Origin of the sequence: Pseudonocardia hierapolitana (assembly GCF_007994075.1) — a bacterium.
GTDB lineage: Bacteria > Actinomycetota > Actinomycetes > Mycobacteriales > Pseudonocardiaceae > Pseudonocardia > Pseudonocardia hierapolitana.
Genome location: NZ_VIWU01000001.1, coordinates 8231159 through 8257904, shown reverse-complemented (window position 1 = coordinate 8257904; position 26746 = coordinate 8231159). Strand labels below are relative to the sequence as shown.

Below are 26746 nucleotides of genomic sequence, written 5' to 3'. Positions count from 1 at the left end.
GAGAGAGCACTTTGGGGAAGGTTGTATCGAAACTTTTCGGGTTCTATCACCCAGATAACGGCGCTTGACGCCCGGAACGCGCCCTCACTATGGTGCGTGGGCACGTTGTTGTTTCGAAAGATTTCGGAGCTGTCGACCGGCAGCTCCGCCGTCCGGTTCTACTGGCCGCACCGATGCGGCCCGGCGCAACGGAGATCGACGTGGATCAGAACGGGTTCTCCCGACGGTCGTTCCTCGCAATGGCGATGGCCGCACCGCTCGGTATGAGTGCGCTGGCCTCGTGCGGCACCAGCGGCCCCGGCCAGGCTCGTAGCGGCGAGGCCAGCGTCTGGTACCTCACCGGCCAGCCGCAGGAAGGCCTTCGCAAGGCGTCGGTCGACGCGTTCAACGCCGCGCACCCCGACGGGCAGCTCGCGGCGACGTTCTTCGAGAACGACGCGTACAAGACCCGGATCCGCACGGCGGTCGGCGCGAACCAGGCGCCCACGATCATCTGGACGTGGGGCGGCGGCGGCCTGCGCGATTACGTGCGCAACGGCCAGGTGGACGACCTCACCGAATGGTTCGCCCAGAACCCCGACGTCAAGTCGAAGCGCTTCGAGACGTCCTTCGGCGCGGCCACCATCGACGGGAAGATCTACGCGGTGCCGTGCGAGCAGGTGTCGCCGATCGTCATGTTCTACAACAAGCAGCTGTTCGAGCAGGTGGGCGCCCAACCGCCGACCACGTGGGACGAGCTGATGGCGCTCGTTCCGGTGTTCAACAACGCGGGGATCGCGCCGTTCTCGCTCGCCGGGCAGTCGCGCTGGACCAACATGATGTGGCTGGAGTTCCTGTTCGACCGCCAGGGCGGCCCCGAGGTCTTCGACGCCATCGCCGCCGGCGAGCCGAACGCCTGGTCGCACCCGGCCGCGATCGCCGGGCTGACGAAGGTGCAGGACCTCGTCCGGGCGAACGGGTTCGTCAACGGCTTCCAGTCGATCGCCGCCGACGCCAACGCCGACCAGGCGCTGCTGCACCAGGGTCGCGCCGCGATGATGCTGCACGGCGCGTGGACCTACGGCTCGATGAAGGAGGAGGGCGGCGACTTCGTCCCGAGCGGCAAGCTCGGCTGGGTCCCGTTCCCGGCCATCGAGGGCGGAGCGGGCGACCCGAGCACCGGCGTCGGCAACCCCGCGTCGTTCCTGGCGTTGTCCTCCCAGGCGTCGGAGGAGCAGAAGACCATCGCGCGGGAGTACTTCAAGAGCGGTCTGCTGACCGACGCGGACGTCGACGGGTGGGTCGCCAGCGGCGCCGTACCGATCGTCAACGGCGTCGACAGCAAGTTCTCCGGTCCCGACGCTCCGTTCCAGCAGTTCGTCTACGACACGGCCACGCAGGCGCGGTCGTGGGTGCACTCCTGGGACCAGGCGCTGCTGCCCGGTCCCGCGGACGAGATGCTCAACAACATCGAGCAGCTGTTCTCGCTGTCGATCAGCCCGGAGCAGTTCGCGACCAACATGAACGCGGTCCCCTCGTCGTGACCAGCGGTTCGGTCAGCGCTCGGCAGCACGGGTCGCTCGCGTGGCTGGTGCTGCCGGCGTTGGTGATCTTCACGGCGTTCGGGGTCATCCCGCTGATCGGCGTGCTCCTGCTGAGCTTCACCAGCTGGAACGGGATCGGCGAGATCACGCCGATCGGGTTCGAGAACTGGGTGTCGGTGCTCACCGATCCGGGCCTGGTGCACTCGCTCGGCGTCACGTTCCTGATCATGGCGCTGTCCTGGCTGGTGCAGACCCCGATGAGCATCCTCGTCGGGGTGTTCATCGCGGGCCAGCAGCGCTACCGCACGGTGCTCGCGGTGCTGTACTTCACCCCGCTGCTGTTGAGCTCGGCGGCGATCGCGATCACCTACAAGGCGCTGCTGGACCCGAACTTCGGCCTCGGTGCCTCGCTGGGGATCCCGCTGCTGGTGCAGAACTGGCTGGGCGACCCCGTGCTCGCGATCGCCACGGTGGTCTTCGTGGTGTCCTGGCAGTTCATCCCCTTCCACTCCCTGATCTACCAGGGCGCGGTGCGCCAGATCCCGGCGTCGCTGTACGAGGCGGCCCGGATCGACGGTGCCGGGCGGGTGCGCCAGTTCTTCTCGATCACGCTGCCGCAGCTGAAGTACACGCTCATCACGTCGTCCACGATGATCGTGGCCGGGTCGATGACGCTGTTCGACCTGATCTTCGTGCTCACCATGGGCGGCCCGAGCGACGCCACCCGGGTGCTGGCGCTCGACATGTACCTGCGGGGGTTCCGGGGCAACATGATGGGACCCGCGAGCGTGATCGCGCTGATCATCGTCGTGGTCGCGGTGCTGCTCGCGATGGGCGTCCAACGCATGGGCGGCAAGGACGCCAACGAGAGCCGGCTGGAAGGAGCCTGACGTGGCCGCACCCACCAGCGCCGCCGCCGGCGCACCATCGGCGGTCTCCGTCCCGGTTCCGGGGAAGGCGCGGCCACCGCGACGGCGCCCGGTGTCCGCGGAGCGGCCCAACTACCTCGGGAGCTTCGCGAGCTTCCTGTGGCTCGGGATCATCATCATCCCGGTCTACTGGGTGGTCATCACCAGCTTCAAGCCGCAGTCGGCCTACTACACGAGCAACCCCATGCTGCCCGCCGAGCCGACCCTGGAGAACTACCAGGCGGTGATCGAGGCCGACTTCCTGACGTACTTCCTGAACTCGGTGATCGTGACCCTCGGCGCGACGGTGCCCGCGGTGCTGGTGTCGTTCATGGCGGCGTTCGCGATCGTCCGCGGCGGGCGCGGCCGGTTCCTGCGGTTCAGCAACACCGTCTTCCTGATGGGGCTGGCCTGCCCGCTGCAGGCCGTGATCATCCCGGTCTACCTGATCATCATCCGGCTGAGCCTCTACGACAGCCACCTCGCGCTGATCCTGCCCTCGATCGCGTTCGCCATCCCGCTGTCGGTGCTGATCCTGGCCAACTTCATCCGCGACGTGCCGAACGAGCTGTTCGAGTCGATGCGGATGGACGGGGCGACCGAGTGGGGCACCATGTGGCGGCTGGCGTTCCCGCTGACGCAGCCTGCGCTCATCACGGTGGCGATCTACCAGGGCCTGCAGGTGTGGAACGCGTTCCTGCTGCCGCTGGTGCTCACCCAGAGCCCGGAGCTGCGGGTGCTCCCGCTCGCGCTGTGGGCCTTCCAGGGCGAGTACGGGATCAACGTGCCCGCCGTGCTCGCGTCCGTGGTGCTCGCGACGCTGCCGATCCTCGCGCTGTACGTGATCGGGCGGCGGCACCTGTTGGCCGGCATGACCGCCGGCTTCTCGAAGTGAAAGGACAACCGTGACCGAACGGCAGGCACTGGTGGTGCGCGGCGGCTGGGAAGGACACCATCCCGTCGAGGCCACCGACTACTTCCTCCCGCACCTGCAGGCCAACGGTTTCGCGGTCCGGGTGGAGAACTCGCCGAAGGTGTACGCCGACGCCGACTACATGGCGGGCGTCGACCTGATCGTCCAGTGCATGACGATGAGCACCATCGAGAAGGACGAGCTCGCCGGGCTGACGCGCGCCGTCGAGAACGGCACGGGGCTCGCCGGGTGGCACGGCGGGATCGCCGACTCCTACCGCAACTCCAGCGACTACCTGCAGCTGGTCGGCGGGCAGTTCGCCTGCCACCCGCCGAAGGCGCCCGAGGAACGCACGGGCGAGCAGTCGGACTACTTCATCCCGTACCGGGTCGAGATCACCGCCCCCGACCACCCGGTCATGGAGGGGATCGCGGACTTCGACCTCGTCACCGAGCAGTACTGGGTGCTCTCCGACGAGTACAACACCGTCCTCGCCACCACCACCCTGGCCAAGAACGAGTGGGAGCCGTGGCACCGGCCGGTCACCTCGCCGGCGATCTGGACCCGGGACTGGGGGAAGGGCCGGGTGTTCGTCTGCACGCCCGGGCACGACATGGACGTGATCCGGAACGAGGACGTCACCACGATCATCCAGCGGGGGATGCTGTGGGCGGCGCGTTGAGGATCGGGATCGTCGGCGCCGGCAACATCTCCGGGCAGTACTCGGCGAGCCTCGGTCGGCTGCCGCAGCTGCAGGTCACCGCCGTGTGCGACCTGCAGCACGAGCGGGCCGAGGCGCTCGCCGCGCAGCACGACGGTGCCCGGGTGGTCGACTTCCCCGGTCTGCTGGCGGCCGACGACGTCGACGCCGTGCTCGTCCTCACGCTGCCGGCCACGCACGCCGACGTCGCGCTGTCCGCGCTCGCCGCGGGCAAGCACGTGTACGTCGAGAAGCCGCTGGCCACTTCGGTGGCGGAGGGCCGCGAGGTCGTCAAGGCGGCGGCGGGCGCAGGCCTGCGCGTGGGCTGCGCGCCGGACACGGTGCTCGGCACGGGCGTGCAGACCGCCCGCGCCGCGGTGGACGCGGGCCGGATCGGCACCCCGCACTCGGCCACGGCGTTCATGACCACCCCGGGGCACGAGCGCTGGCACCCCGACCCGGAGTTCTACTACCAGCCGGGCGGCGGGCCGCTGCTGGACATGGGGCCGTACTACCTGACGTCGCTGGTGCACCTCCTGGGCCCGGTCGTGCGGGTGGTCGGCGCGTCGACCCGCCCGTCCGCCACCCGCACCATCGGCTCGGGGCCGAAGGCGGGCACGTCCTTCGACGTGACCGTCGACTCCACGATCACCGGGATCCTCGAGCACGCCTCCGGCGCGGTGTCGACGCTGATCATGAGCTTCGACATCTGGGCCGCCCGCCTGCCCCGCATCGAGGTGCACGGCACCGGGGGCTCGCTGTCGGTGCCCGACCCGAACCACTTCGCAGGCCCCGTCGAGCTGTACTCCGCCTCGGCGGTCGACGACGGCTGGGTGGACATCGGGGCCACGGCCGGCTACGTCGACTCGGGCCGCGGCTACGGGCTGGCGGACATGGCACTCGCGATCGCCGAGGGCCGCCCGCACCGGGCGGGCGACGAGCTGGGCCTGCACGTCCTGGACATCATGGAGTCCGTGCAGCAGGCCGCCGACACGCACGCGTCGGTGGAGCTCACCACCACCTGCGAACGCCCGGCCGCAGTGCCCGGGCCGGTGGACCTCACCCACGGGTGACCGTGCGGTGGGGGGTGGCCGGGCCGGGCCCGGTCGCCGACAAGGTGCTGCGGGATCTGGTTCACGTGCCGGATGCGGTTCTCACCGCCGTCGGCTCGCGCTCGGCCGAGCGGGCGGAGGCATTCGCCGCCGGGCACGCCGCGTCGGCCGGCCGCGGGACGCTCCCGACGGCGCACGGCTCCTATCGGGCGCTGCTCGACGACCCGGACGTGGACGTGGTCTACGTGGCCACCCCGCATCCCACCCACCGCGCGTTGGCGCTGGCCGCGCTCGCCGCCGGCAAGGCGGTGCTCGTGGAGAAGTCGTTCACCGTCACCCCCGCGGCGACCCGGGAGGTCGTCGCGGCTGCTGGCGCGGCCGGCCGCTTCGCCATGGAGGCGATGTGGACCCGGTTCTGCCCGGCCGTGGTCCGGCTGCGCGAGCTGGTGGCCGACGGGGCGATCGGCGAGGTGTGCACGGTGACCGCGGATCTCGGGGTGCGCAACCCCGTCGACCCGGCGACCCGGTCCTTCCGACCGGAGCAGGGTGACGGCCTGCTGTTCCACCTGGGCGTCTACCCGGTCTCGTTCGCCCAGATGCTGCTGGGCGCTCCGGAGGCGGTGGTCGCGCACGGCGTGCTGCACGAGTCCGGGGTCGACGTGGAGGAGTCGGTGCTGCTGCGCTACCCGGGCGGCCGCTCGGCGCAGCTGTTCGCCTCGCTGCGCAGCCCCGCCCCGGGGGAGGCCCGGGTGCTGGGCACGACCGGCTGGATCCAGGTCCCGCCACGGTTCCACTACCCCAGCCGGATCGTCCTGCACCGCACGGGGCACGACCCGGAGACGATCGACGCCCCGCTCACCGGCGCGGGCTACACCCACGAGCTGGCCGAGGTCAACGAGCGCGTGGCCGGCGGGCACACCGAGAGCGAGATCATGCCGCTGGCCGACACGGTGGCCGTGCAGGACGTGCTGGCCGAGATCGCCGGCCAGCTCGGTGTCCGGGTGGTCGAAGGGGGCCCGCCGAGCTGCCGTGACGGACTTCGCGGTGGCGGGCAGGGACCTCGCGGGCCCCTAGCTCCAGGGGAACGGTGAGTTGCTCACGGGGTGCAGCTCGCCGGTGTGGCAGCGCGCGAATCGGAACGGCTCCAGCTGCGCGCTGCGCTCGCCGAGCAGCTCGCCGGCCACCAACTCGCCCACGCCGAGCATCTTGAAGCCGTGGTTCGAGTCGGCGATCACGTAGGCGCTGCCGCCGTGGAAGGTGTCGAACACCGGGAAGCTGTCCGGGGTGAACGCTCCGATCCCACCGGAGGGCACGTCGCGGTAGTGGCGGGCGGCTCCGACGAAGCGTTCGTGGCAGTGCGCCAGCGCCGCGGTCCACATGCGCACGAAGTCGGCACCGACGGTGAACTCGGGGCTGGCCGGACCGTACGGGTCGATCGCGACGTCCGCGACCGGGCGGGGCACCGGGAGCGGCGCGGCCCCGCCCTGTACGCCGCCGAAGGCGAAGTCCGGCTTGTAGTAGACGCCCCACATCGCGTCGGTGACGAGCCGGCCGTCCTCGTCGTGCAGGGGCTGGTCGGAGTCGACGTGCACCACGGGTGGCATCGCCCCGTCGGTCGTGCGGAACGTGTGCGGGTCGAACCCGAGGGTGCCCTCCTGCAGCGGAAGGTAGGTCCACATCGGACGGTCGCGGTGCACGACGCCGTCCCGGCCGGTGACGTCGATCCGCTCCGGCAGGTCGAGCATCGCCCACAGGTCGCGCACCCATGGTCCGGCGGCGACGACGAGCTGCTCGCACCCGATGGTGCCGTGGTCGGTGTGCACGGCCGTGACGGCGCCGTGGTCGAGGTCGAGGCCGGTCACCCGCACCCCGGTGCGGATCTCGACGCCCGCCCCACGGGCCTTCGCCGCCAGTCCGTTGATCGCGGCGCCGGATGTCGTCTTCCTGGGCGACGGCGGCGGGGTGGCGCAGGCCGCGCTGTCGCCGGTGGTCGGGGCCGACGAGGTGGCTCGCGTGCTGGCCGCGAGCCGGCTTGCCGGGGTCGCCGCCGTGGCGCCGCTGCAGCCGGCACAGGTCAACGGCTACCCGGCACTGATCCTCCGCCTCGACGGCAAGATCGACACCCTAATGGCGGTGCGCATCGACCATGGCCTCATCACCGGCCTCTACGCCGTGCGCAATCCCGAGAAATTGTCACAGCTGGAGCGGGAGACCGCCCTGCGTCGCTGAGGCCTCCAGGGACCGACCGGGTTCGGCCTCGACGCCGCGCAGTAGGTCAGAGCTCGTCAGGGCGCTCCAGGTCAGCGGGCCTCGGCGATCTCCGCGACGACCGCGCGCGTGACCGGGGCGCCGTCGGGCAGCGCCCGCAGGATCGGCCCGGCGATGGCGTCGAGCTCCAGGGTGGCGCCTGCGATCGCGTCCTTGAGCATCGACGAGCGCATCCCGGCGGGCAGGCCGGCGATCCGCTTCGCGACGGCCGCCGGGTCGATCTCGGCGCCGGCCGTGGCGGCCGCCGCGGCGGTCTCGGTGACGAGCCCGTCGAGGAGGTCGGGGTGGGCGTCGCGGGCCGGGCCGACCGGCTGCCGCGCGTGGGTGGTGAGCAACGCGAGGGGTGCGAGGAAGGAGAGCTTGCGCCACAGCAGCGTGGCCTCGTCGGGGGCGGAGGCGTCGACGTCGAGGCCCGTGGTGCGCAGCAGGTCCTCCGGGTCGACGCGGGCCCGCTCGCGCTCCTCGGCGAGGGCGTACTCGAGGAACGGCGAGAGGTGCTCGATATCGCCGGGTGCGGTGCGGGTGGCCTCCACCGACACCGTCATCGGCACGACCGCGGTCCGTGGCAGGGCGGCCCGCAGCAGCGCGACGTGGTCGGTGCCGTTGAGCAGCGGGGCCACGGCGGTGTCGCTCAGCAGCGCGGCCGGCACCCGACCCAGCGCCGCGAGCAGGTCCGGCGCCTTGACCGCGACGAACAGGACGTCGACCGGTGCCGTGAGGTACGGGCGCGCGGGTACGTGGGCCCGCCGGTCGCCGAACTTCTGGCTGCGCAGCGCGATGCCGCCGACGTTGATCGCCGTGCTGGTGCGCTCCGAGGCCAGCACGGTGACCTCGTGCCCCGCCTCGGCGAGCAGGACCGCGAGCATCCCGCCGACCGCTCCCGCACCGAGGATCCCGACCCGCGCCCCGACCTGCCCCGCCACGTGTGCTCCTTCCACCGGTTCCCGCTCATCGTGTCAGCCCGGCCATGTCCGGCCCGGGCGCACCCGCCAGACTGCTCCCGTGAGCGGGGGATCGGGTCGTCGAGTGCCGGTGCTGCTGCTGGTCGGGGTGATCGTGCTGGTCGCGGCGGCACTCGCCACCGGTCTCGCGTGGCCGGGATGGATGCGGCAGGAGATCGCGGGCATCCCGTCGGCCGCCGTCGACCGCTCCACACCCGACGGCACCGCGCGCGGCGTCGTCGCGGCGTTCAACCGGCGCGACGTGCAGCGGTTCGTGGACGAGCTCGTGTGCCGGGACGGGCGCACTCCCACCGACGACGGCGACATGACGCTCGCGGAGGAGACCCTCTACCGCGACGTCGAGCCCTTCGACCCGAGGAGCGAGGCTGCCGTCGCGGCGGTGGACCCGGTGTTCGCGCTCGAGGAGGTGCGGGCGCTGCGGCCCAGCGACCCCGGTTACGACGAGGGGCTGGAAGGCGCCCAGGTCGCGATCGTCAGCATCTCCTTCGCGTCGGCGCCGCCCGAGCTGCGCGAGCGGCTGCCGGACCGCAAGGGCGCGCTGACGATGGTCGACGAGGACGGCGCGTGGGTGGTGTGCGTGATGGGCTTCGCGCCGGTCGGCGAGCTGGCAGGCGAGGTGCCGCCGGATCCCGACCCGGCGAGCCCCACCGGGCGCGCGCAGGCGTTCATCGCGGCCGTCAACGCGGGCGACCAGGCCGAGGCGCGGATCTACATGTGCTCCACCGCCGACGAGGTGGACGACTTCGTGGAGCAGACGATCGCCGACGGTGCGCAGCTGCGGCTCAACGCCCCGGTCACGACGTTCGGCGACGGGGACGGCTCGCTCCAGATCTGGCACACCGCCGGCGGGCAGGAGCGCAGGGCGCCCGGGTTCATGAAGCAGGAGCCCGACGGGTGGTGCGTGTCCGTCCTCGGCCTCCAGGGCTGACGTCCATGACGAACGCGGCTCACGCCTTTCGCAGGGCGGGTGGCAGGAGCATCCGCCGCGGGTCGACGAGCACGAGCGCGGCGAGCCCCAGCAGCGGCAGCAGTGTGAGCTGCACCAGGCCGGCGCCCTGCCAGCCGATTCCGGCCACCAGGCGGGCGAAGATCAGCCCGGACACCGCCGCGGCCACGTAGTAGGTGAGGATGAACAGCCCCGCCCCGCGCCCGACGTGCTCGGGCCGCACCGAGCGCTGCAGCACGGTCGTGCAGTTGGTGAACAGCACCCCGCTGGCGAACGTCCCGATCAGGAACGCGAGCACGTACTGCGCGGCGGCGCCCGTGGCCACGGTGTAGGCCAGCAGCGCGGACGCCGCGGTGCCCACGAAGCCGACCGCGAGGAGCAGCCGCTGGTCGACGCGGTCGGCGAGCCAGCCCACCGGGAGCGCCATCATCGCCCCGAACCCGACGAGCGACGCCGCCAGTGCCGCCTCGCCGGGGGCGAACGCGAGCTCCTCGCGCAGGAACGTCGGGTAGAGGCCGAGGAAGCCGTAGAAGACCAGGCCGGACACCGCCGAGGTGATCGCGAAGGCGAGCGAGTTGCGGTTGTACGGGCTGGCCGGAACGTGGTCGTAGTCGGCCGCATCGGCTGCGGCGCTGCGGCCCGCCACGGCCTCGCTCATCGCCCGCGGCACGGTGACGAGCAGGATCAGCGCCACGACCATCCCGGCGGCGCCGAAGACGTAGAACGGGGTGCGCCACGTGTCCGATGCGGCGGCCATGCCCTGCCCGATCACCGGCCCGAGGAACACGCCCAGGCCGAACGCGACCCCGATGAACCCGGCTGCGAAGGCCCTGCGGTGGAAGTAGTAGGCACCGATGATCGCGTAGATGGCGGTGGCCTGCACGCCCTCGCCCACGCCGGAGACCAGCCGGTAGACGGCCATGTCCAGGAAGCCCGCGGCGAGCGGGATGGCGAGCGTGCCGGCCGAGTACACGACGACGCTCACGACGACGATCGTCTTGCGGGACATCCGGTCGAGCAGGTAGCCGGCCGGCACCCCGGTGAGCGCGAGGCCGAGCGTGAAACCGGTGGCGAGCAGGCCCGCCTGGTCGAGCGAGAAGCCGAACTCCTCGCGGATCTCCGGGACCAGCGGGTAGAACACCTGCCGGTCCATCGCGTTGAGCATGTACGACAGGCACAGGACGGCGAAGCCGAGCGTGATCGCCACCGTGCCCGCCCGCGCCGGTGCGGTCCCCTGTGTCATCGGACCCTGGGCAATCGGACCCTGGGCCATCGGATTCTGGGTCACTGGGCCTCCTGCCGGCGCTCGTGCGTGCTGGCGCTGCGGTAGTCGGTGTAGGTGTAGGGGTTGTCGAGGATCTTGGTCTCCGGGACGTCGGGGTTCATCCCCTTCTCCCAGGCCTCCTCGCCGAGCTGTGCGCACAGGTACTCGACCGTGCGCTCCACCTCGTGCCGCGCCGACGCCAGGTCGACCCCGACGAGCCGGTGGTCGGTCTTCACGATCCGGCCGTTCACCAGCACGGTGTGCACGTCCCCGCGCTGGGCCTGGAACGCGACGTGACCGTGCGGGTGCAGCAGCGGGAACATCACCGGCGAGTGCTCGTTCCTGATCAGCACGAGGTCGGCGAGCTTGCCGACCTCGACGCTGCCCAGCCGGTCCTCGCGGCCGAGCGCGCGGGCCCCGCCGCGGGTGGCCCACTCCACCACCTGCGCCGCGCGCAGCGAGGAGTGGGTGACGGTGTCGCCCTTCGCGTGCGCCTCCATGTGCTCACGCGAGCGGTCGGCCCCCAGCGTCGCGCGCATGGCGGAGAACAGGTCGGCGCTCCACCACACCGAGGTGTCCATCGACAGCGACACCGGGATGCCGTACGCGCGCAACGCCCAGGTGGGCGGATAGCCCTGACCCGCGCTCTGCTCGCTCTCCGTGGACACCGAGACGGAGCCGCCGGTGGCGGCGATGCGGTGGTAGGAGTCGGGCGAGAGCGAGGCGGCGTGCACGTAGACGGTCTCGGGGGTCATGAACCCGTGCTCGTGCATGAGCCGGATGCCGTCGTCGCCGGTGGCACCCCAGACGCCGGCGTGCGTGGTGACCGGCACGCCCAGCTCGCGGGCCACCTCGAAGGCCGGCTTCTCGGGGAAGGCCGGGTCGCCGGTGACGTCGAAGGCGAGCTGGAACCCGAGCATCTCGTCGCCGCGTCCGCCGGGGAAGCGGCGCGAGACGAAGTCGCGGAACCCGGGTGAGGCGGTCCAGTTCGCGGGTGCGTCCTGGATGTTGCCGTAGGCCAGGACGAACCGGCCGGGCACGGACACCAAGGCGTCGACGGCTGCGTCGGCGTGCTCGGGGCTCTGCAGCCCGTGCGACCAGTCGACGGTGGTAGTGACGCCGGCGTCGAGCGCTTCGAGCGCGGACAGCAGGTTGCCCGCGTGCACGTCCTCGGGCCGGAAGACCTTGCCCCACTCGAGGTAGTTCCAGACGAAGTACTGCGTGAGCGTCCAGTCGGCGCCGTACCCGCGCATCGCCGTCTGCCACATGTGCCGGTGCGTGTCGATCATGCCCGGCATGACGATCCCGCCGGTGGCGTCGATCTCGACGGTGCCGTCGGGGACCGCGAGGCCGGGGCCGATCGCGGCGATCGTCTCGCCTGCCACCAGCACGTCGTGGCCGGGGAGCACCGTGTGCGCCGCGTCGACGGTGAGGACCGTGCCGCCCCGCAGGACGACGGGCCTGGGCTGGTTCGCCACCTGGCGCTCCTTTGCGACGGACGGACGTCCGTGTGCCGGACGTCCCTGGACGCGCAGCTTCGTGCAGGTGCGGTGCGGTGTCAATCCGCTCTCCGATCGATCCGGCGTCGAACATGGGTGTCCGCCTCGCGGACAGGGCGGTTACGCTCGTGCGATGCCACGCGCAGGGACCGGTCCCGACTTCATCGAGGCGCTCGCCAGGGGGCTCGAGGTCATCACGGCCTTCCGGCCGGGCCGGCCGGTGATGACGCTCGCCGAGGTCGCCACCGCCACCGGTCTCGCCCGCCCGACAGCGCGGCGGATCCTCCTCACGCTCGAGGAGCTCGGCTACGTGCGCATGGCCGAGCGCGGCTTCTCCCTCACCCCGCGGGTGCTCGACCTCGGCGTGGCCTACGTGCGGTCGATGGGTCTGTGGGAGGTCGCGCGCCCGCACCTGGAGCGGCTCGTCGCCCGCACCGACGAGTCGTGTTCCATCGCCCAGCTCGACGGCTCGGACATCGTCTACGTCGCACGTGTGGCCGTGCCGAAGATCGTCGCGCTCGCGGTGCAGATCGGCACCCGGTTCCCGGCGCTTCCGACGTCGCTGGGGAAGGTGCAGCTCGCCGCGCTCCCCCCTGACGAGCTGGAGCGGGTGCTCGCCGAGCCCACGCGCTCCGGCCTCGTGCCGCGCTGGCAGCCCGACCGCGCCGAGCGCGACGCGGTGCTGCGCGAGGTCAGGGCCCGCGGCTGGGCGCTCACCGACGAGCAGCTCGCTCTGGGTATCCGGTCGATCGCCGCGCCGCTGCGCGACGGCTCGGGCCGGGTGATCGCCGGGGTCAACGTGAACTGCCACGCCGCGGAGACGTCGGTGGAGCGACTCCTGGAACACCACCTCCCGCTGCTGCTGCAGGCCGCGGGGGAGATCAGCGCGGACTTCGCGCGCCTGGACACCGTCCCGCACGTCACCGTCACCGCCTCCTGACGGCCCGGACGGGCTTGACGCGCGTCGCCGCACCGGAGAAGGATCGCGGCGACGGACGCCTGTCCGTTGCACGGACAGAAGGGTGCTGAATGGTCGAGACCGCGGCGGGGCCGCTGGCCGGGATCCTGGTCGCGGACTTCTCCCGCATCCTGGCCGGCCCGTACGCCACGATGCTGCTGGCCGACATGGGCGCCGACGTGATCAAGGTCGAGGGTCCGGCGGGTGACGACACGCGCACCTGGATCCCCCCGGAACGCGACGGCGTCTCCACCTACTACCTCGGGATCAACCGGGGGAAGCGCTCGATCGCGCTCGACCTGCGCGACGAGGCCGACGCCCAGGTGGCCCGTGAGCTGGCGCGGCGCGCCGACGTGCTGATCGAGAACTTCAAGCCGGGCGGCCTCGCCCGCTACGGCCTCGACTACGAGACGGTCCGGGGTGCCAACCCGGGCGTGATCTACAGCTCGATCACGGGTTTCGGTGCCGGGAAGGGCAGCCACGTCCCGGGCTACGACCTCATGGTGCAGGCGATGTCGGGGCTGATGAGCCTCACCGGCGACCCGGACGGTCCGCCGTACCGGGCCGGGATCTCGGTGTTCGACGTGATGGCCGGCAACCACGCGCTGATCGGCATCCTCGCCGCGCTGCGCCACCGCGACCGGTCCGGCGAGGGCCAGCTCGTCGAGGTGAACCTGCTGTCCTCGGCGCTCACCGGGCTGGTGAACCACAGCTCGGCGTACGTGGCCGGGGGAACGGTGCCGTTCCGGATGGGCAACGCGCACCCGAGCGTGTTCCCGTACGAGCCGCTGCCGACGGCCGACGACGACATCATCATCGCCGCGGCCAACGACCGGCAGTTCCGCAAGCTGTGCGAGGTGCTCGGCATCCCGGAGGTGGCGGACGACCCGCGGTTCGCCCGCAACGTCGACCGCACCGCCAACCGGGAGGAGCTGCGTCCGCTCCTGTTGGAGCGGCTGGCGCGGCGCGGGGCGGTGGAGTGGTTCGAGGCGCTGGTGGCCGTCGGGGTGCCGTGCGGGCCGATCCAGACGATCGACGGCGGGTTCGCGATGGCCGAGCGGTTCGGGCTCGCCCCGGTCGTCCAGGCGGGCGAGGGGGAGCGGGCCATGCCCACCACCCGGCACCCGATCCGGTTCTCCGCCACCCCGGCCGGCTACCGGCTGCCCCCGCCGGAGCTGGACGAGCACGGCGCGGAGCTGCGCAAATGGCTCTCGACTCCCCAGGATGACGCGCATGCCTGAGTACCGCACCGCCCTCGGGGCCTCGGGCCTGGAGAAGATCACGCTGCTGGGCAAGGACCTGGCCGATGACGTCATGGGCAATGTCGGGTTCGGCGAGCTGTCGTTCTGGCTCGCCACGCAGCGGCGCCCGACGAAGGGTGAGACGCGGGTGTTCGAGGCCGTCCTGGCCGCGCTCGCCGACCACGGCTACACGCCGACCGCGATCGTCACCCGGCTCACCTACCTCTCGGCGCCCGACTCCGTGCAGGGCGCGCTCGCGGCCGGGCTGCTCGGTGGCGGATCGCGGTTCCTCGGCGTCACCGAGGACACCGGGCGGTTCCTGCACGACGTGCTGGCCGGGCTCGAGGATCTCCCCGTCGACGACGCCGGCTGGGACGCGGTCGCGCTGCAGACGGTCCGGGACCAGCGCGCGGCGAAGAAGTTCGTCCCCGGGCTGGGCCACCACGTGCACAAGAACGGTGACCCGCGCACGCCGCGCCTCATGCAGATCGCCCGTGAGGAAGGCCTGTTCGGGCCACACCTCTCGCTGTTCGCCGCGATCGGGCGCGTCCACCCGGAGGTGCTGGGGCGCACGCTCCCGCTGAACGGCGCGGGCGTCTGCGGCGCGGCCCTGGCCGACCTGGGTCTGCCGCTCGAGCTGCTGCGCGGGTTCGCGCTGCTCGCGCGCACGGCGGGGCTCATCGGGCAGCTCGCCGAGGAGCTTCGCCACCCGGTGGCCAACGACATCTTCCTGTCGGTGGACCTGAACAACCGGTCCGTCGCGCCCGATCCGTACGAACCCGGAGGTCCACGTGGCTGAACTGGTCGCGGTGATCGCGTCCACCCACCACCCCTTCTACTACCGCGCCAGCACCTCGACCGGTGAGGACCGCCCGCCGTTCGCGGACGAGTGGGTGCGCAAGGTGGAGGCGTTCCGGGAGACGCTCACGCGGGCCCGGCCCGACGTGCTCGTGATGGTCGGCTCCGACCACTTCCACCAGCTGTGGTTGGACAACATGCCGCAGTTCCTGGTCGGCAAGGCGCCGGTCTACGACGCCAACTGGTACAACGAGGAGCGCGAGTTCGGGCTGCCCCGGATGCGGCTGCAGGGCCAGGAGGACCTGTCCGCCTACATCCTGCGGGAGGGCCTGGACGCCGGGTTCGACCTGGCGTTCTCGAACGAGCTGCGGATCGACCACTCGATCACGTGCCCGATCATCACGCTGCGGCCGGAGGCGGATCTGCCGATCGTGCCGGTCTACACCAACATCTTCGCGCCGCCGCTGCCGCAGCCGAAGCGGTTCGTGCAGCTGGGGCGCACGATCCGCGAGCTGGTGGAGTCGTGGCCCTCGGACCAGCGGGTGGCGGTGATCGGCACCGGGCACCTGTCGCTGGAGCTGGGCGGGCCCCGCCAGTTCGGCCCGCACGGCCCGGACCCTCAGTTCGACCAGAAGGCCGTGGAGTGGATCTCCTCGGGTGACATCGAGGGCTGCCTGTCCGAGGTGACGCTGGACAGCCTGCACGCCCCCGGCAACGCCACCCACGGGTTCATGGACTTCATGCTGATGATGGGCGTGGCGGGGGAGGGGCGGAAGGCCGACTACGTCGACACCTACGACCTGTTCCACACGATGGAGGCCTACTTCACCTGGTACCCGGGTGGTGCGAAGTGAGCAAGTACCTGCTGAACAAGTTCCTGTTCACCGTCGACCGCGACCCGGACCTCGTGGAGCGCTACCGGGCCGACCCGGTGGGCACCGTGGCGTGGTGGGAGGCCGAGGAGGCGGGCCGCATCCTGAACTGCATCGACGGCGAGAAGAGCACGTGGCTCGCCTTCGACGACGTCGAGCGCGAAGCTCTCGCAGGGCACGACTACCCGAAGCTGTTCGAGCTGGGCGCGCACCCGTTCCTGACGTTGACGCTGTTCATCGCGATGTTCGAGCGCGACCACGAGGAGCCGCTCGGGTTCCAGAAGGAGTACGCCCGCAAGCTCGCCCACTTCTCCCTGCCCTACCCCGACATCGCCACATGAGGGTCACATGAGGGCTGCCCAGGTCGTCGAGCCCGGCCGGCCGCCGGTGGTGGCCGACCGGGAGCCGCCCGTGGCCGCCGAGGGTCACGTGCTGGTCGACGTGCTGGCCGCGCCGATCACCCCGCTCGATCTGCTGTGCGCCACCGGCACCTCGTACTTCGGGATGCCGGCCACCCCCTACATCCCGGGCGTGCAGGGCGTGGGACGGGCCGGTGACCGGGTGGTGTGGTTCCCGACGTCGGCCGGGATGGCTCCCGGGGACGGGAGCATGGCCGAGCGGGCCGCCGTGCCCGAGGCGGACCTCGTCCCGCTGCCCGCGGGTGTCGACCCCGTGGAGGTCGCGGCGCTCGGGCTGTCGGCGGTGGCCGCGCACATGGCGCTCACCTGGCGCGGCGAGCTCGCGGCCGGCGAGCAGGTGATCGTCCTCGGAGCCGGTGGAGTGGTCGGGCAGGCCGCCGTGCAGCTCGCGCGCGCCGCCGGTGCGCGCCGGGTGATCGCAGGCGCCCGGTCCCAGGCCGCACAGGCGCGGGCCGGGAAGGCGGGCGCGGATGCCGTCGTCGCCCTGGACACCGACGACGTCGACGAGCTCGCCCGGCGGTTCACCGCGGCGGCGGACGGGCCCGTCGACCTCGTGCTCGACCCGCTGTACGGGGCACCGGCCGCCGCGGCGGCCCGCGCGCTCCGCCCGCACGGGCGCCTGGTGAACCTCGGCAGCTCGGCGTCGGAGACCTGCCCGATCGACTCGTCGACCCTGCGCAGCCGGTCGCTGCGCCTGCTCGGCTACACCAACAACGCCCTCACGCGCGAGCAGCGGGCCGCTGCCGTCACGGTGGTCGCCGAGCACGCCGTCCGGGGCGCGCTCACCGTCGCCCACGAGGTCGTGCCGCTCGCGGACGCGGGCGCGGCCTGGCAGCGGCAGGCCGGCGGCGGGGCCGCAGGCCGGATCGTCCTGACGATCCGGTGAGGCTCTTCGTCCGGCTGTCCGATCGGTTCGCTCGCAAGCTCGCCCACGTACCCGCTGTATCGATCGCACCCGAGGAGGCACCGTGTCGTTGCCGCTGCTGCCGACGTCCCTTGTCGGAAGCTACGCCCAGCCCGAGTGGCTGATCGACCGCTCGAAGCTCGCCGGCCGGTTCCCGCCCCGCGTGCGGGCCAAGGAGCTGTGGCGCATCCCGCCCGAGCACCTCGCCGAGGCGCAGGACGACGCCACGGTCGTCGCGATCCGCCTGCAGGAGGAGGCGGGGCTCGACATCCTCACCGACGGGGAGATCCGCCGCGAGAGCTACAGCAACCACTTCGCCACGGCGCTCGAGGGCGTCGACATCGACAACCCCGGCACCGCGCTCGACCGCAGCGGCCACCCCAACCCCGTGCCCCGGATCGCCGGCCCGATCACGCGCCCCCGGCCGGTGGAGGTGGCCGACCTGCGGTTCCTGCGGGCCCACACCGACCGGACGATCAAGATGACGGTGCCCGGGCCGTTCACGATGTCGCAGCAGGCGCAGAACGACCACTACCCGGACGCCGAGGCCGCGGCGATGGACTACGCAGTGGCCGTGAACGCCGAGGTCAAGGACTTGTTCGCGGCGGGTGCCGACATCGTGCAGCTCGACGAGCCGTACATGCAGGCCCGACCGGACGCCGCGCGCGCCTACGGGCTGAAGGCGCTGAACGCGGCCCTCGAGGGCGTCACCGGGACCACTGCGGTGCACATCTGCTTCGGCTACGCCGCGATCATCCACGAGCGGCCGGAGGGCTACTCGTTCCTCCCGGAGCTCGCCGGGTGCTCCGCCGACCAGATCTCGATCGAGACCGCGCAGTCGGGGCTCGACCTCGGCGTGCTCTCCGACCTCACCGACAAGACGATCATCCTCGGTGTGCTGGACCTGTCCACGCCGGAGGTCGAGAGCGTCGAGACGGTCGCGGCCAGGGCTCGCCGGGCGTTCGACCACATCCGGCCGGAGCAGCTCGTCCTCGCTCCCGACTGCGGCATGAAGTACCTGCCGCGCGACTCCGCGTTCGGGAAGATGCGCGCGCTGGCCGGGGCGGCGCGGGTGCTGCGGGACGAGGTGGGGTGAGATCCCGTTCAGGCGAGCCACACCCCAGCCTGAAGTAGGTCCGCCGCGGTGTGCGGCCCCTGATCAGGGGTGGCGGCCTGCGAGGACGCAGAACTCGTTCCCTTCCGGGTCGGCGAGTACGACCCAGCTCACATCCCCCTGACCGACGTCGGCGTGTCGAGCGCCGAGGTCGAGCAGGCGACGGACCTCGTCGTCCTGCTCCCTGTCGGTCGGGTTGACGTCGATGTGGAGCCTGTTCTTGACGGTCTTGCCCTCGGGCACGCGCGCGAAGGTCAACGTCGGTGGCACCGGGCCGAGCCGGTTCTTGCCTTCAGGCACGAGAGGGGAACCGATCGTCACGATTGCCTCGTCCTCGTCCTGCACCTCGTAGTCGAGGACTGCACACCAGAAACGGGCGAGACCGTGGGGATCGGCACAGTCGATCGCAAGCTCGGTGAACTTGCTGACCACGTCGGGACCTCCCGGTCGAATAGCGGATCCGCCAAGGACCACACGCTAATCCCAGTGTCCGAAACGAGCTCCTCAACCGTGTGCGGACGGGAGGGAACAGCAGGTCGCCCCTGCGCTATCCGGCGTCGGCGGCCGGAAGGCGGGCGGACTCGCGCGGGTGGAAGGCGCGGCGGTAGGCCGACGGCGAGGTGCGCATCGCGCGGGAGAAGTGGTGGCGGAAGGTCACCGGGGTCTCGAACCCGACCGCGGCGGCGATCTGCTCCACTCCGAGATCGGTGCGCTCGAGCAGGGGCAGGCTCGCCTGGACGCGGCGGGCGATGAGCCACCTGATCGGGCTGGTGCCGGTGCACCGCTGGAACCGGCGCAGGTAGCTGCGCGCCGACATGTGGGTGCGCTCGGCGAGCTGGTCGAGCGTGATCGGCCGGTGGAGGTTCTCCAGCATCCAGGTCATGCTGTGGGCGATCCGGTTGTCCTCGGGATCGTCCACGACCGGGCCCTCGATGTACTGGGCCTGCCCGCCTTCGCGGTGCGGTGGGATCACCAACCTGCGGGCGACGGCGTTCGCCACCGCCGCGCCGTGGTCGCGGCGCACGAGGTGGATGCACAGGTCCAGACCGGCCGCGCAGCCGGCGCTGGTCAGCACGTCGCCGTCGTCGACGTACAGCGGTGCGGGATCGACCTCGACCCTCGGGTGGCGGCGGCGCAGCAGGTCGCTGTGACGCCAGTGCGTGGTGGCCCTCCGCCCGTCGAGCAGGCCGGCCCCGGCCAGCGCGAACGCGCCGGTGCAGATGGACACCAGCCGGGCCCCGTCGTCGTGCGCCTGCCGCAGTGCGGCGACGACCCGTGCGGACGGAGCCCGCTCCGGGTCGGCCACGCTGGGGACGATCACCGTGCCGGCGTCGGCCAGCACGTCGAGGCCGTGCGGCGTGTGCAGCGTGGCGCCGCCGATCATCCGGACCGGTTCGGCGGTCTCGGTGCAGATCGTCAGCGCGTACCAGGGGACGTCGATCTCGGGCCACGAGATGCCGAACACCTCGGTGACGATGCCGGTCTCGAAGGCCGACATCCCGTCGTAGGCGAGTACGGCGACCGAGCTCGGATCACGCATGGCGATATGTTAACGATAGGAGTCGTCAGCGCCACTGTGCTCCGCCGCCGGAGCGGCGCAGGGTCGAGGCATGCAGAACCGGACGAACGGTGGATCGCTCGTGAAGGCCCTCCGTCGCCTCGCGACGGTCGCGGCGGACTTCGCCTACGGCATCGATGCCGGCCACGCCATCCGGCACGGTCTCGCCGCGCCTCCCCGGCGCGCCCGGCCGGGCGCCGGGGGCCGGCCCGCGGCCCCGGTGGTCAGAGCGGCGGCTTCCTCCCGATGACCAGGTCCTCGTCCACGCTCGCGTCGAGTGCGGCGTCCGCCAGTTCGGCGGCGAGGCGCTCTGCGCTGATGATCCACCAGTCGTAGTCGGCGCTCGTCTCGGCGAGCACGGTGTCGCCGCGTCGGGTGCGGTAGCGCATCCGCCAGCGCACCGAGTCCGGTCCGGTCGGCTCGGCGCTCCCGGTGCCCTCGTAGGCCAGCCCGCCCACGGTGACGCCGATCCACGGCCACTCGGCCACCGGCTCGGCCGCACCCGGTGGCTGCACGTTCAGCACCACCGGGCCGCCCGGCGCGAGCCGCTCGGCCACCGCGGTCCACAGCCGCTTCCGGTCGGCGGGCGCGAGGTGTCCCACCATGTGCATCCCGACGACCGCGGCGATCCGGTCCGGTAGCGGCACCTCGGTGGCGCCGCCCGGGAACACGGTGACGCGGTCGGTGCCGCGGTCGGCGAGCCGTGCGAGCAGCACGCCGCGCAGCGATGCCGACGGCTCGGCGGCCAGCACGTCGTTCGGGACCGTCTCGAGCAGCACGTCCGTGCCGAGCCCGGTGCCCGCGCCCAGTTCGAGCACGGGCCCGGCGTCCGGGTCGACGCCGGTGAGCGCTGTGGCCAGCCGGGGTCGCAGCACCGGCCACGCCGGCAGGCTGAGCAGGTGCAGGTACTCGCCCGATGCCGCGTACTCCTGGTAGCCGTCCACGGTCTCCCCCTAAATGAATACGATTGTCGTTCGCAGCCTAGAGTTGTGGGCTCGCGGTAGGCTCGTCGACGGGTCGAGAGGCGCTGCAACGGACGGGAGTCCGCCACGCTCGGCCCGGCTCGATCTGCTGCAAGGGCGCCTCCGGTCATCATCGGAGGGGGCGTGCGCAGATGTCGGACCGTCGCATGAAGGAGCTGGTGCAGCTCCTCGACCAGCGGATCGCCGTGCTCGACGGCGCATGGGGCACGATGCTGCAGGGCGCGGGCCTGAGCCCCGCCGACTACCGCGGCGACCGGTTCGCCGACCACTCCCACGACGTCACGGGCGACCCCGACCTGCTCAACATCACCCGTCCCGACGTCGTGCTCGACGTCCACCGCCGCTACCTCGCGGCCGGCGCGGACATCACCACCACGAACACCTTCACGGCCACCTCGATCGGCCAGGCCGACTACGGGATGCAGGCCGCCGTGCGGGAGATGAACGTCCGCGGTGCGCAGCTGGCCCGCCAGGCCGCCGACGAGGCGGGCGGGCGGTTCGTCGCGGGCTCGATCGGCCCGCTCAACGTCACCCTGTCGCTCTCGCCGGACGTCAACGACCCGGCCCACCGCGCGGTGAGTTTCGACGAGGTCCGCGCGAGCTACGCCGAGCAGATCGAAGGGCTCGCCGAGGGCGGGGTCGACCTGCTGCTCGTCGAGACGATCTTCGACACGCTCAACGCGAAGGCCGCGATCGCCGCGGCCCGCGACGTGGCGCCCGACCTGCCGCTGTGGATCTCGGTGACGATCGTCGACCTCTCCGGCCGCACCCTGTCCGGGCAGACCGTCGAGGCGTTCTGGAACTCGGTCCGCCACGCCGACCCGCTCGTCGTCGGCGTCAACTGCTCGCTCGGCGCCGCCGAGATGCGCCCGCACGTCGCGGAGCTCGCCCGCTTCGCCGACACCTACGTCGCCTGCCACCCCAACGCGGGCCTGCCGAACGCCTTCGGCGGCTACGACCAGACCCCCGACGAGACCGCAGGGCTCCTGCGCGAGTTCGCGGGCGAGGGGATGGTCAACATCGTGGGCGGGTGCTGCGGCACCACCCCCGACCACATCGCGCAGATCGCGTCGGCGGTGTCGGAGCTGGCGCCGCGCACGCTGGCGGCGCCCCCGGAGACGGCGCGGTTCAGCGGCCTCGAGCCGCTCACCATCGGGCCGGACACCGGGTTCCTGATGATCGGCGAGCGCACCAACGTCACCGGCTCCGCGCGGTTCCGGCGGCTCATCAAGGCAGGCGACCACCAGGCCGCCGTCGACGTGGCCCTGGAGCAGGTGCGCGGCGGGGCCAACATCATCGACGTCAACATGGACGCCGACCTGCTCGAGAGCGAGCAGGAGATGACCACGTTCCTCAACCTGATCGCCACCGAGCCCGAGGCGGCCCGGGTGCCCGTCATGATCGACAGCTCCAAGTGGAGCGTGCTCGAGGCCGGGCTGAAGTGCGTGCAGGGCAAGGGGATCGTCAACTCGATCAGCCTGAAGGAGGGCGAGGAGGTCTTCCTCGACCACGCCCGCCGCATCCGCGGCTACGGCGCGGGCGTCGTCGTGATGGCGTTCGACGAGAAGGGCCAGGCCGACACCGCCGAGCGCAAGGTCGCGATCTGCGGGCGGGCCTACGACCTGCTCACCCGCGAGGTCGGCTTCCCGCCGGAAGACATCGTGTTCGACCCCAACGTGCTGGCCGTGGCCACCGGGATGGCCGAGCACAACGGCTACGCGAAGGCGTTCCTCGACGCGCTGCCGCTGATCAAGCAGCGTTGCCCGGGGGCGCGGACGTCCGGCGGGATCTCGAACCTGTCGTTCTCCTTCCGGGGCAACGACGTGGTGCGGGAGGCGATCCACTCCGCGTTCCTGTTCCACGCGGTGCAGGCCGGCCTGGACATGGGCATCGTCAACGCCGGCCAGCTCGCGGTGTACCAGGACATCCCCGCCGACCTGCTGGAGCTGGTCGAGGACGTGCTGTTCGACCGGCGTGAGGACGCCACCGACCGGCTGGTCACGTTCGCGGGCACCGTCACCGGGTCCGGGACGAAGCGCGAGGTCGACCTGTCGTGGCGCGAGGCCCCGGTGGCGCAGCGGCTGTCCCACGCACTCGTGCACGGCATCGTCGACTTCGTCGAGGCCGACACGGAGGAGGCCCGCGCAGAGGCCGCCCGGCCGCTGGACGTGATCGAGGGTCCGCTGATGGACGGCATGAAGGTCGTCGGCGATCTCTTCGGCGCGGGGAAGATGTTCCTCCCGCAGGTGGTGAAGAGCGCGCGGGTGATGAAGCGCGCCGTCGCCTACCTGGAACCGTTCATGGAGGCGGAGAAGGAGCGGCTGCGCCTCTCCGGGCAGGTGCAGGAGGACCGCGGGCAGGGCAAGGTCGTGCTCGCCACGGTCAAGGGCGACGTGCACGACATCGGCAAGAACATCGTCGGCGTCGTGCTCGCTTGCAACAACTACGAGGTGATCGACCTCGGCGTGATGGTGCCGGCGAGCGTCGTCCTGGACACCGCCGTGGCCGAGGGCGCCGACGTCGTCGGCCTGTCCGGGCTGATCACGCCCTCGCTGGACGAGATGGTCGGCGTGGCGCAGGAGATGCAGCGGCGCGGCCTCAAGCTGCCGCTGCTCATCGGCGGGGCCACCACCTCGCGCCAGCACACCGCCGTGCGGATCGCCCCCGAGTACGCCTCGAGCACCGTCCACGTGCTCGACGCGTCCCGGGTGACGGGCGTGGTGTCGCAGCTGCTCGACCCCGAGCGCGCGGAGCAGCTGGACGCCGACAACCGCGTCGAGCAGGAGCGGCTGCGCGTCCAGCACGCGGCCCGCCAGAAGCGGCCGATGCTCAACATCGCGCAGGCGCGGGCAAACCGCGAGGAGGTGGCGTTCGACGACCTGCCGGTGCCCGCGTTCACCGGTGTCCGCACGGTCACCCCGACGCTCGAGGTGCTGCGGGAGTTCATCGACTGGCAGTTCTTCTTCCTCGCGTGGGAGCTGAAGGGGAAGTTCCCCGCGATCCTCGACGAGCCGGCCGCCCGCGAGCTGTTCGACGACGGCAACCGGCTCCTCGACGAGATCGTCGCGGACGCGTCGCTCCAGGCCAGGGGGGTGTACGGCTTCTGGCCTGCCCACGCCGACGGCGACGACATCGTCGTGGCCGGTCCTGACGAGGTGCGCTTCCCGATGCTGCGCCAGCAGACGGTGAAGCCGGAGGGCCGGGCCAACCGCTGCCTCGCCGACTACGTCGCACCGGCCGGCGACCACCTCGGCGGCTTCGCCGTCTCCGTGCACGGCGCGGACCAGCTCGCCGCCCGGTTCGAGGCCGAGCACGACGACTACCGGGCGATCATGGTCAAGGCACTGGCCGACCGGCTGGCCGAGGCGTTCGCCGAGCAGGTGCACCTGGAGGCCCGGCGGGCCTGGTTCGAGCCGGACGCCGACCCGGCCCTCGCCGACCTGCATGCCGAGCGCTTCCGCGGCATCCGGCCCGCTCTCGGCTACCCGGCGAGCCCTGACCACAGCCTCAAGAAGGAGCTTTTCGAGCTGCTCGGCGCCGAGCGCGCCGGCATCGGCCTCACCACGTCGTACGCGATGACGCCTGCCGCGAGCGTCAGCGGGCTGATTTTCGCCCACCCGGACTCGCGGTACTTCACCGTCGGGCGCATCGGGGCCGACCAGCTGCGCGACTACGCCGAACGCCGCATGCTCCCGCAGTCGGAGGTCGAGGACTGGCTGCGGCCGAACCTGGACTAGATGAGTAGGTCCGGATTCGTCGGTCGTCGTAGGTGAACAAGGTGTTGTGCGATCTCGCCGGGCGGGTTCGAGGAGGGCGGTGGCCGGTCCGAACTTGCGCGTTCCGCGGAACGCTCGAGGCGGTCGCGGGGGACGGGGGTTGCGTGGGCGCGCCGTTCCCGGCTCGGGCCGAACGGTGTCGGCGTTGCTGTGCTCTCGTGGTGGGCTCGCCGACTCACATCGAATCCGTACGTGGTGTGCGTGGCTGGGTTGGGATCACTACCGAATGGCGTGGTCGCTCGGGCGGCCGTCCCCGTCTTGAGGGCACGGCGGTCGCGACGAGACCGCCCCTGCCGGGTGCCTGCGCAACTGTCCTGTGGTCCCATTCCTCCCCTTCCCGCGTGGTGTCGGAGCCAGGTGGTCTCACCATCTGGACCGCGCTTGTCGAACGTGGCGGGCTTCGCCCGGCCCGGACGGTCCGCGTGCTCGGGACCGGTGGTGCGTTCCGCGGAACGCTCAGGCTGCCGTGCGGATCCGGCGGGGCAGCAGGGCGTCGAGGAAGGGGTCCGGGTCGAGCCGGTCGCCCTCCCAGTCCGGGGTGAGTGTGGTGTGGTCGATCTGTAGCCGGGCGCGGGTGTGCATCTCGATCAGGCTCTCGGTGTTGCCGGTCAACGGCGTCGGGGCGGCCGGGATGGGGGTGTTGTCGGGTCGGCGGAACTCCCACCGCCCGGCCAGCCACCGGATGCGGTAGCCGTGGTCGTGGATCAGCCGGTGGTGGAACGAGCACACCAGGATCAGGTTGTCGACATCGGTGCGGCCGCCGAACCACCAGGGGATGACGTGGTGGGCGTGCAGGTGGCGGGTGTGGCTGCAGCCGGGGAACTGACACCCCTCCCCATCCCGCACAGTCAACGCGGCGATCTGGGCCGGGGTGGCCAGGCGCCGGTTGCGCCCCAGGTACATCCGGTTGCCGCGGCGGTCGTTGAGCAGGAGCTGCACCCGGGCATCACACGCCAGCCGCTCGGCGGTGGGGTGCGGAACCTCGGGGCCGTCGTCGAGGCGGGCGGTACCGGTCGTGGCGTCCAGGTGCACGATCACCTGCGCCCGCCCGCGCTCCACCGTCGCCCCCGAGCCCGCCTCGGAGTCGGAGTCGGAGTCGGTGTGGGCGTGGCCGTTCACCAGGGCGAGCAGCGCGTCCGCACGCCGTGCAGCCACCCGATCCACCGCCGGCCCGGGTTCCTGCTCCCGCGCCCGCTGCTGCGGGTCGTCCGGCGTCGCCGGCACCGGGTGGCTAATCGGGGTCGGTGGCGGGACCAGCGCTTCGATCGAGGCGATGAACGCTGCGCCGTCGTCGGGGGTGAGGCGGGCACGCAGGACCAGCGACCCGTCCTCGTCCCACTGCCAGGACAAGGATCGTCGGGCGGTGTGGTTGTCGGGCGGGGTGTGGCGGCGGCGCACCGCCCGCACCACGGTCTCCACATGGCCGGCGGTGCCGTTGCGGGCCAGGCTCAACAGGATCTGTTCGGCGGTGTCCGGGTCGGCCACCCCGGTGTGGCGCAACTCGGAGGTCCCGGCGGCGATCTCGGCGGCGAGGCGGGTCAGGGTCGCGTTGTCGGAGCCGACGAGGCGGGTGATCGCCCGGACCTTGGAGTAGGACAGCTCCCCGGTGCCGAACGCCTCGCTGATCTTCGGGAGGTTGCGTAGGGCGTGGGCGACGCGGAGGCGTTCGGTGGCGGTGCGCAGGTTCATCCCGGCGCGCCAGGACAACCAGTGCGCACAGGAGTAGATCCCGTCCCCGGCCCAGCCCTTGCGCTGGTCGAACTCGGCCAACAACTGCAGGAACCGGCATTCGGCGGCGGCGATGTGCCCGGCCAGCCCGAGCAGTTCGGATTCGAGGTCGTCGGTTGTCATCGCGGGTAGTGCGGTGGGGAGCGCGATCACGGACACGGGCACCTCCTGAGGCGAACTGATGTTCGATCTCAAGGATGGCAGCCGGGTCCGACAATTCCTGCCCCGTGGAGGGTCGGGTGGCGTCCCGCGGAACGCGGCGAAACTCACGCGGCGGAACGACGAGAACTATTTCATGTCGGGGACGGCCGCCCGAGCGACCAGGCTATTCGGTAGTGATCCCAACCCGGCCACCGCCAC

At 71.8% G+C, this 26746-nt stretch carries 23 protein-coding genes, 1 pseudogene and 1 riboswitch; of the genes and pseudogenes, 16 read left to right on the top strand and 8 right to left on the bottom strand.

The window, feature by feature from the left end; translation table 11 throughout:
• Positions 1 to 200: 200 nt before the first annotated feature.
• From FHX44_RS38890 to FHX44_RS38865, 6 genes are all read left to right on the top strand, one after another.
• The gene (locus FHX44_RS38890) at positions 201 to 1523 is read left to right on the top strand and encodes an extracellular solute-binding protein (protein ID WP_246170833.1); all 1323 of its coding nucleotides are present in this window, start codon (positions 201 to 203) and stop codon (positions 1521 to 1523) included.
• The gene (locus tag FHX44_RS38885) at positions 1520 to 2413 is read left to right on the top strand and encodes a carbohydrate ABC transporter permease (RefSeq protein ID WP_147260323.1); all 894 of its coding nucleotides are present in this window, start codon (positions 1520 to 1522) and stop codon (positions 2411 to 2413) included. The genes FHX44_RS38890 and FHX44_RS38885 overlap by 4 nt, the downstream gene beginning before the upstream one ends.
• A gap of 91 nt (positions 2414 to 2504) precedes the next feature.
• Positions 2505 to 3326: a carbohydrate ABC transporter permease gene (locus FHX44_RS38880; RefSeq protein ID WP_212613119.1), complete on the top strand. Its 822-nt coding sequence runs from the start codon at positions 2505 to 2507 to the stop codon at positions 3324 to 3326.
• Positions 3327 to 3336: 10 nt separating this feature from the next.
• Positions 3337 to 4026 carry a ThuA domain-containing protein gene (locus FHX44_RS38875; protein WP_147260322.1) on the top strand — a complete coding sequence of 230 codons (690 nt, stop codon included), beginning with the start codon at positions 3337 to 3339 and terminating at the stop codon, positions 4024 to 4026.
• The gene (locus FHX44_RS38870) at positions 4023 to 5117 is read left to right on the top strand and encodes a Gfo/Idh/MocA family protein (protein ID WP_246170832.1); all 1095 of its coding nucleotides are present in this window, start codon (positions 4023 to 4025) and stop codon (positions 5115 to 5117) included. The genes FHX44_RS38875 and FHX44_RS38870 overlap by 4 nt, the downstream gene beginning before the upstream one ends.
• Entirely contained in the window at positions 5114 to 6187 is a 1074-nt protein-coding gene (locus FHX44_RS38865; protein ID WP_147260319.1) for a Gfo/Idh/MocA family protein, read from the top strand. Before FHX44_RS38870 ends, FHX44_RS38865 begins: the two co-directional genes overlap by 4 nt.
• On the opposite strand, the gene FHX44_RS38860 is transcribed toward FHX44_RS38865, so the two are convergent.
• Complete coding sequence (locus FHX44_RS38860; protein WP_246170831.1) at positions 6167 to 6964, bottom strand: FAD-binding oxidoreductase/lyase; 798 nt, start codon at positions 6962 to 6964, stop codon at positions 6167 to 6169. The two genes, FHX44_RS38865 and FHX44_RS38860, sit on opposite strands and share 21 nt — an antisense overlap.
• Positions 6965 to 7016: 52 nt before the next feature.
• On the opposite strand from FHX44_RS38860, the pseudogene FHX44_RS43640 reads away from it, so the two are divergent.
• Positions 7017 to 7325 (top strand): annotated as a pseudogene (locus FHX44_RS43640) (RNA polymerase subunit sigma-24); the annotation flags it as partial.
• Between the two features lie 71 nt (positions 7326 to 7396).
• Here the strand turns inward: FHX44_RS43640 and FHX44_RS38850 are convergent.
• Positions 7397 to 8287 (bottom strand): ketopantoate reductase family protein, encoded by an 891-nt coding sequence (locus FHX44_RS38850; RefSeq protein ID WP_147260315.1) that lies wholly within the window; start codon positions 8285 to 8287, stop codon positions 7397 to 7399.
• 79 nt (positions 8288 to 8366) lie between these two features.
• On the opposite strand from FHX44_RS38850, the gene FHX44_RS38845 reads away from it, so the two are divergent.
• Complete coding sequence (locus tag FHX44_RS38845) at positions 8367 to 9254, top strand: hypothetical protein (protein WP_147260314.1); 888 nt, start codon at positions 8367 to 8369, stop codon at positions 9252 to 9254.
• Between the two features lie 19 nt (positions 9255 to 9273).
• Here FHX44_RS38845 and FHX44_RS38840 read toward each other — a convergent pair whose 3' ends face one another.
• Entirely contained in the window at positions 9274 to 10515 is a 1242-nt protein-coding gene (locus FHX44_RS38840; RefSeq protein ID WP_147260312.1) for an MFS transporter, read from the bottom strand.
• A gap of 41 nt (positions 10516 to 10556) precedes the next feature.
• On the bottom strand, positions 10557 to 12014 hold the full coding sequence (locus FHX44_RS38835; protein WP_147260311.1) for an amidohydrolase family protein: 1458 nt from the start codon (positions 12012 to 12014) through the stop codon (positions 10557 to 10559).
• A 154-nt stretch (positions 12015 to 12168) separates the two neighbouring features.
• Here FHX44_RS38835 and FHX44_RS38830 point away from each other — a divergent pair, with 154 nt between their 5' ends.
• The 7 genes from FHX44_RS38830 (at position 12169) to FHX44_RS38800 (ending at position 18323) form a co-directional block, all read left to right on the top strand.
• Entirely contained in the window at positions 12169 to 12975 is an 807-nt protein-coding gene (locus tag FHX44_RS38830) for an IclR family transcriptional regulator domain-containing protein (RefSeq protein ID WP_147260310.1), read from the top strand.
• A gap of 89 nt (positions 12976 to 13064) precedes the next feature.
• Positions 13065 to 14234: a CaiB/BaiF CoA transferase family protein gene (locus FHX44_RS38825; protein ID WP_147260309.1), complete on the top strand. Its 1170-nt coding sequence runs from the start codon at positions 13065 to 13067 to the stop codon at positions 14232 to 14234.
• On the top strand, positions 14227 to 15033 hold the full coding sequence (locus tag FHX44_RS38820; protein ID WP_147260308.1) for a citryl-CoA lyase: 807 nt from the start codon (positions 14227 to 14229) through the stop codon (positions 15031 to 15033). The genes FHX44_RS38825 and FHX44_RS38820 overlap by 8 nt, the downstream gene beginning before the upstream one ends.
• A complete protein-coding gene (locus tag FHX44_RS38815) occupies positions 15026 to 15886 on the top strand; it encodes a DODA-type extradiol aromatic ring-opening family dioxygenase (protein WP_147260307.1) in 861 nt (286 codons plus the stop codon). The genes FHX44_RS38820 and FHX44_RS38815 overlap by 8 nt, the downstream gene beginning before the upstream one ends.
• Positions 15883 to 16245: a hypothetical protein gene (locus FHX44_RS38810; protein ID WP_147260306.1), complete on the top strand. Its 363-nt coding sequence runs from the start codon at positions 15883 to 15885 to the stop codon at positions 16243 to 16245. Before FHX44_RS38815 ends, FHX44_RS38810 begins: the two co-directional genes overlap by 4 nt.
• A gap of 7 nt (positions 16246 to 16252) precedes the next feature.
• On the top strand, positions 16253 to 17209 hold the full coding sequence (locus tag FHX44_RS38805) for a quinone oxidoreductase family protein (RefSeq protein ID WP_147260305.1): 957 nt from the start codon (positions 16253 to 16255) through the stop codon (positions 17207 to 17209).
• Between the two features lie 82 nt (positions 17210 to 17291).
• Positions 17292 to 18323 (top strand): uroporphyrinogen decarboxylase family protein, encoded by a 1032-nt coding sequence (locus FHX44_RS38800; RefSeq protein ID WP_147260304.1) that lies wholly within the window; start codon positions 17292 to 17294, stop codon positions 18321 to 18323.
• A gap of 63 nt (positions 18324 to 18386) precedes the next feature.
• On the opposite strand, the gene FHX44_RS38795 is transcribed toward FHX44_RS38800, so the two are convergent.
• The 3 genes from FHX44_RS38795 to FHX44_RS38785 all read right to left on the bottom strand — a co-directional run bounded on the left by FHX44_RS38795 (position 18387) and on the right by FHX44_RS38785 (position 20843).
• Positions 18387 to 18773, bottom strand: a complete 387-nt coding sequence (locus FHX44_RS38795; RefSeq protein ID WP_147260303.1) for a VOC family protein — start codon at positions 18771 to 18773, stop codon at positions 18387 to 18389.
• Between the two features lie 115 nt (positions 18774 to 18888).
• The gene (locus FHX44_RS38790) at positions 18889 to 19881 is read right to left on the bottom strand and encodes a helix-turn-helix domain-containing protein (protein ID WP_147260302.1); all 993 of its coding nucleotides are present in this window, start codon (positions 19879 to 19881) and stop codon (positions 18889 to 18891) included.
• Between the two features lie 242 nt (positions 19882 to 20123).
• Positions 20124 to 20843, bottom strand: coding sequence for a class I SAM-dependent methyltransferase (locus FHX44_RS38785; protein WP_147260301.1), 720 nt, complete (start codon positions 20841 to 20843; stop codon positions 20124 to 20126).
• A gap of 69 nt (positions 20844 to 20912) precedes the next feature.
• Positions 20913 to 20991: riboswitch (S-adenosyl-L-homocysteine riboswitch) on the top strand.
• A 22-nt stretch (positions 20992 to 21013) separates the two neighbouring features.
• On the opposite strand from FHX44_RS38785, the gene metH reads away from it, so the two are divergent.
• Positions 21014 to 24619: a methionine synthase gene (metH, locus tag FHX44_RS38780; protein ID WP_147260300.1), complete on the top strand. Its 3606-nt coding sequence runs from the start codon at positions 21014 to 21016 to the stop codon at positions 24617 to 24619.
• 495 nt (positions 24620 to 25114) lie between these two features.
• Here the strand turns inward: metH and FHX44_RS38775 are convergent, their stop codons facing one another.
• A complete protein-coding gene (locus tag FHX44_RS38775) occupies positions 25115 to 26545 on the bottom strand; it encodes an HNH endonuclease signature motif containing protein (RefSeq protein WP_147260299.1) in 1431 nt (476 codons plus the stop codon).
• Between the last annotated feature and the right edge of the window lie 201 nt (positions 26546 to 26746).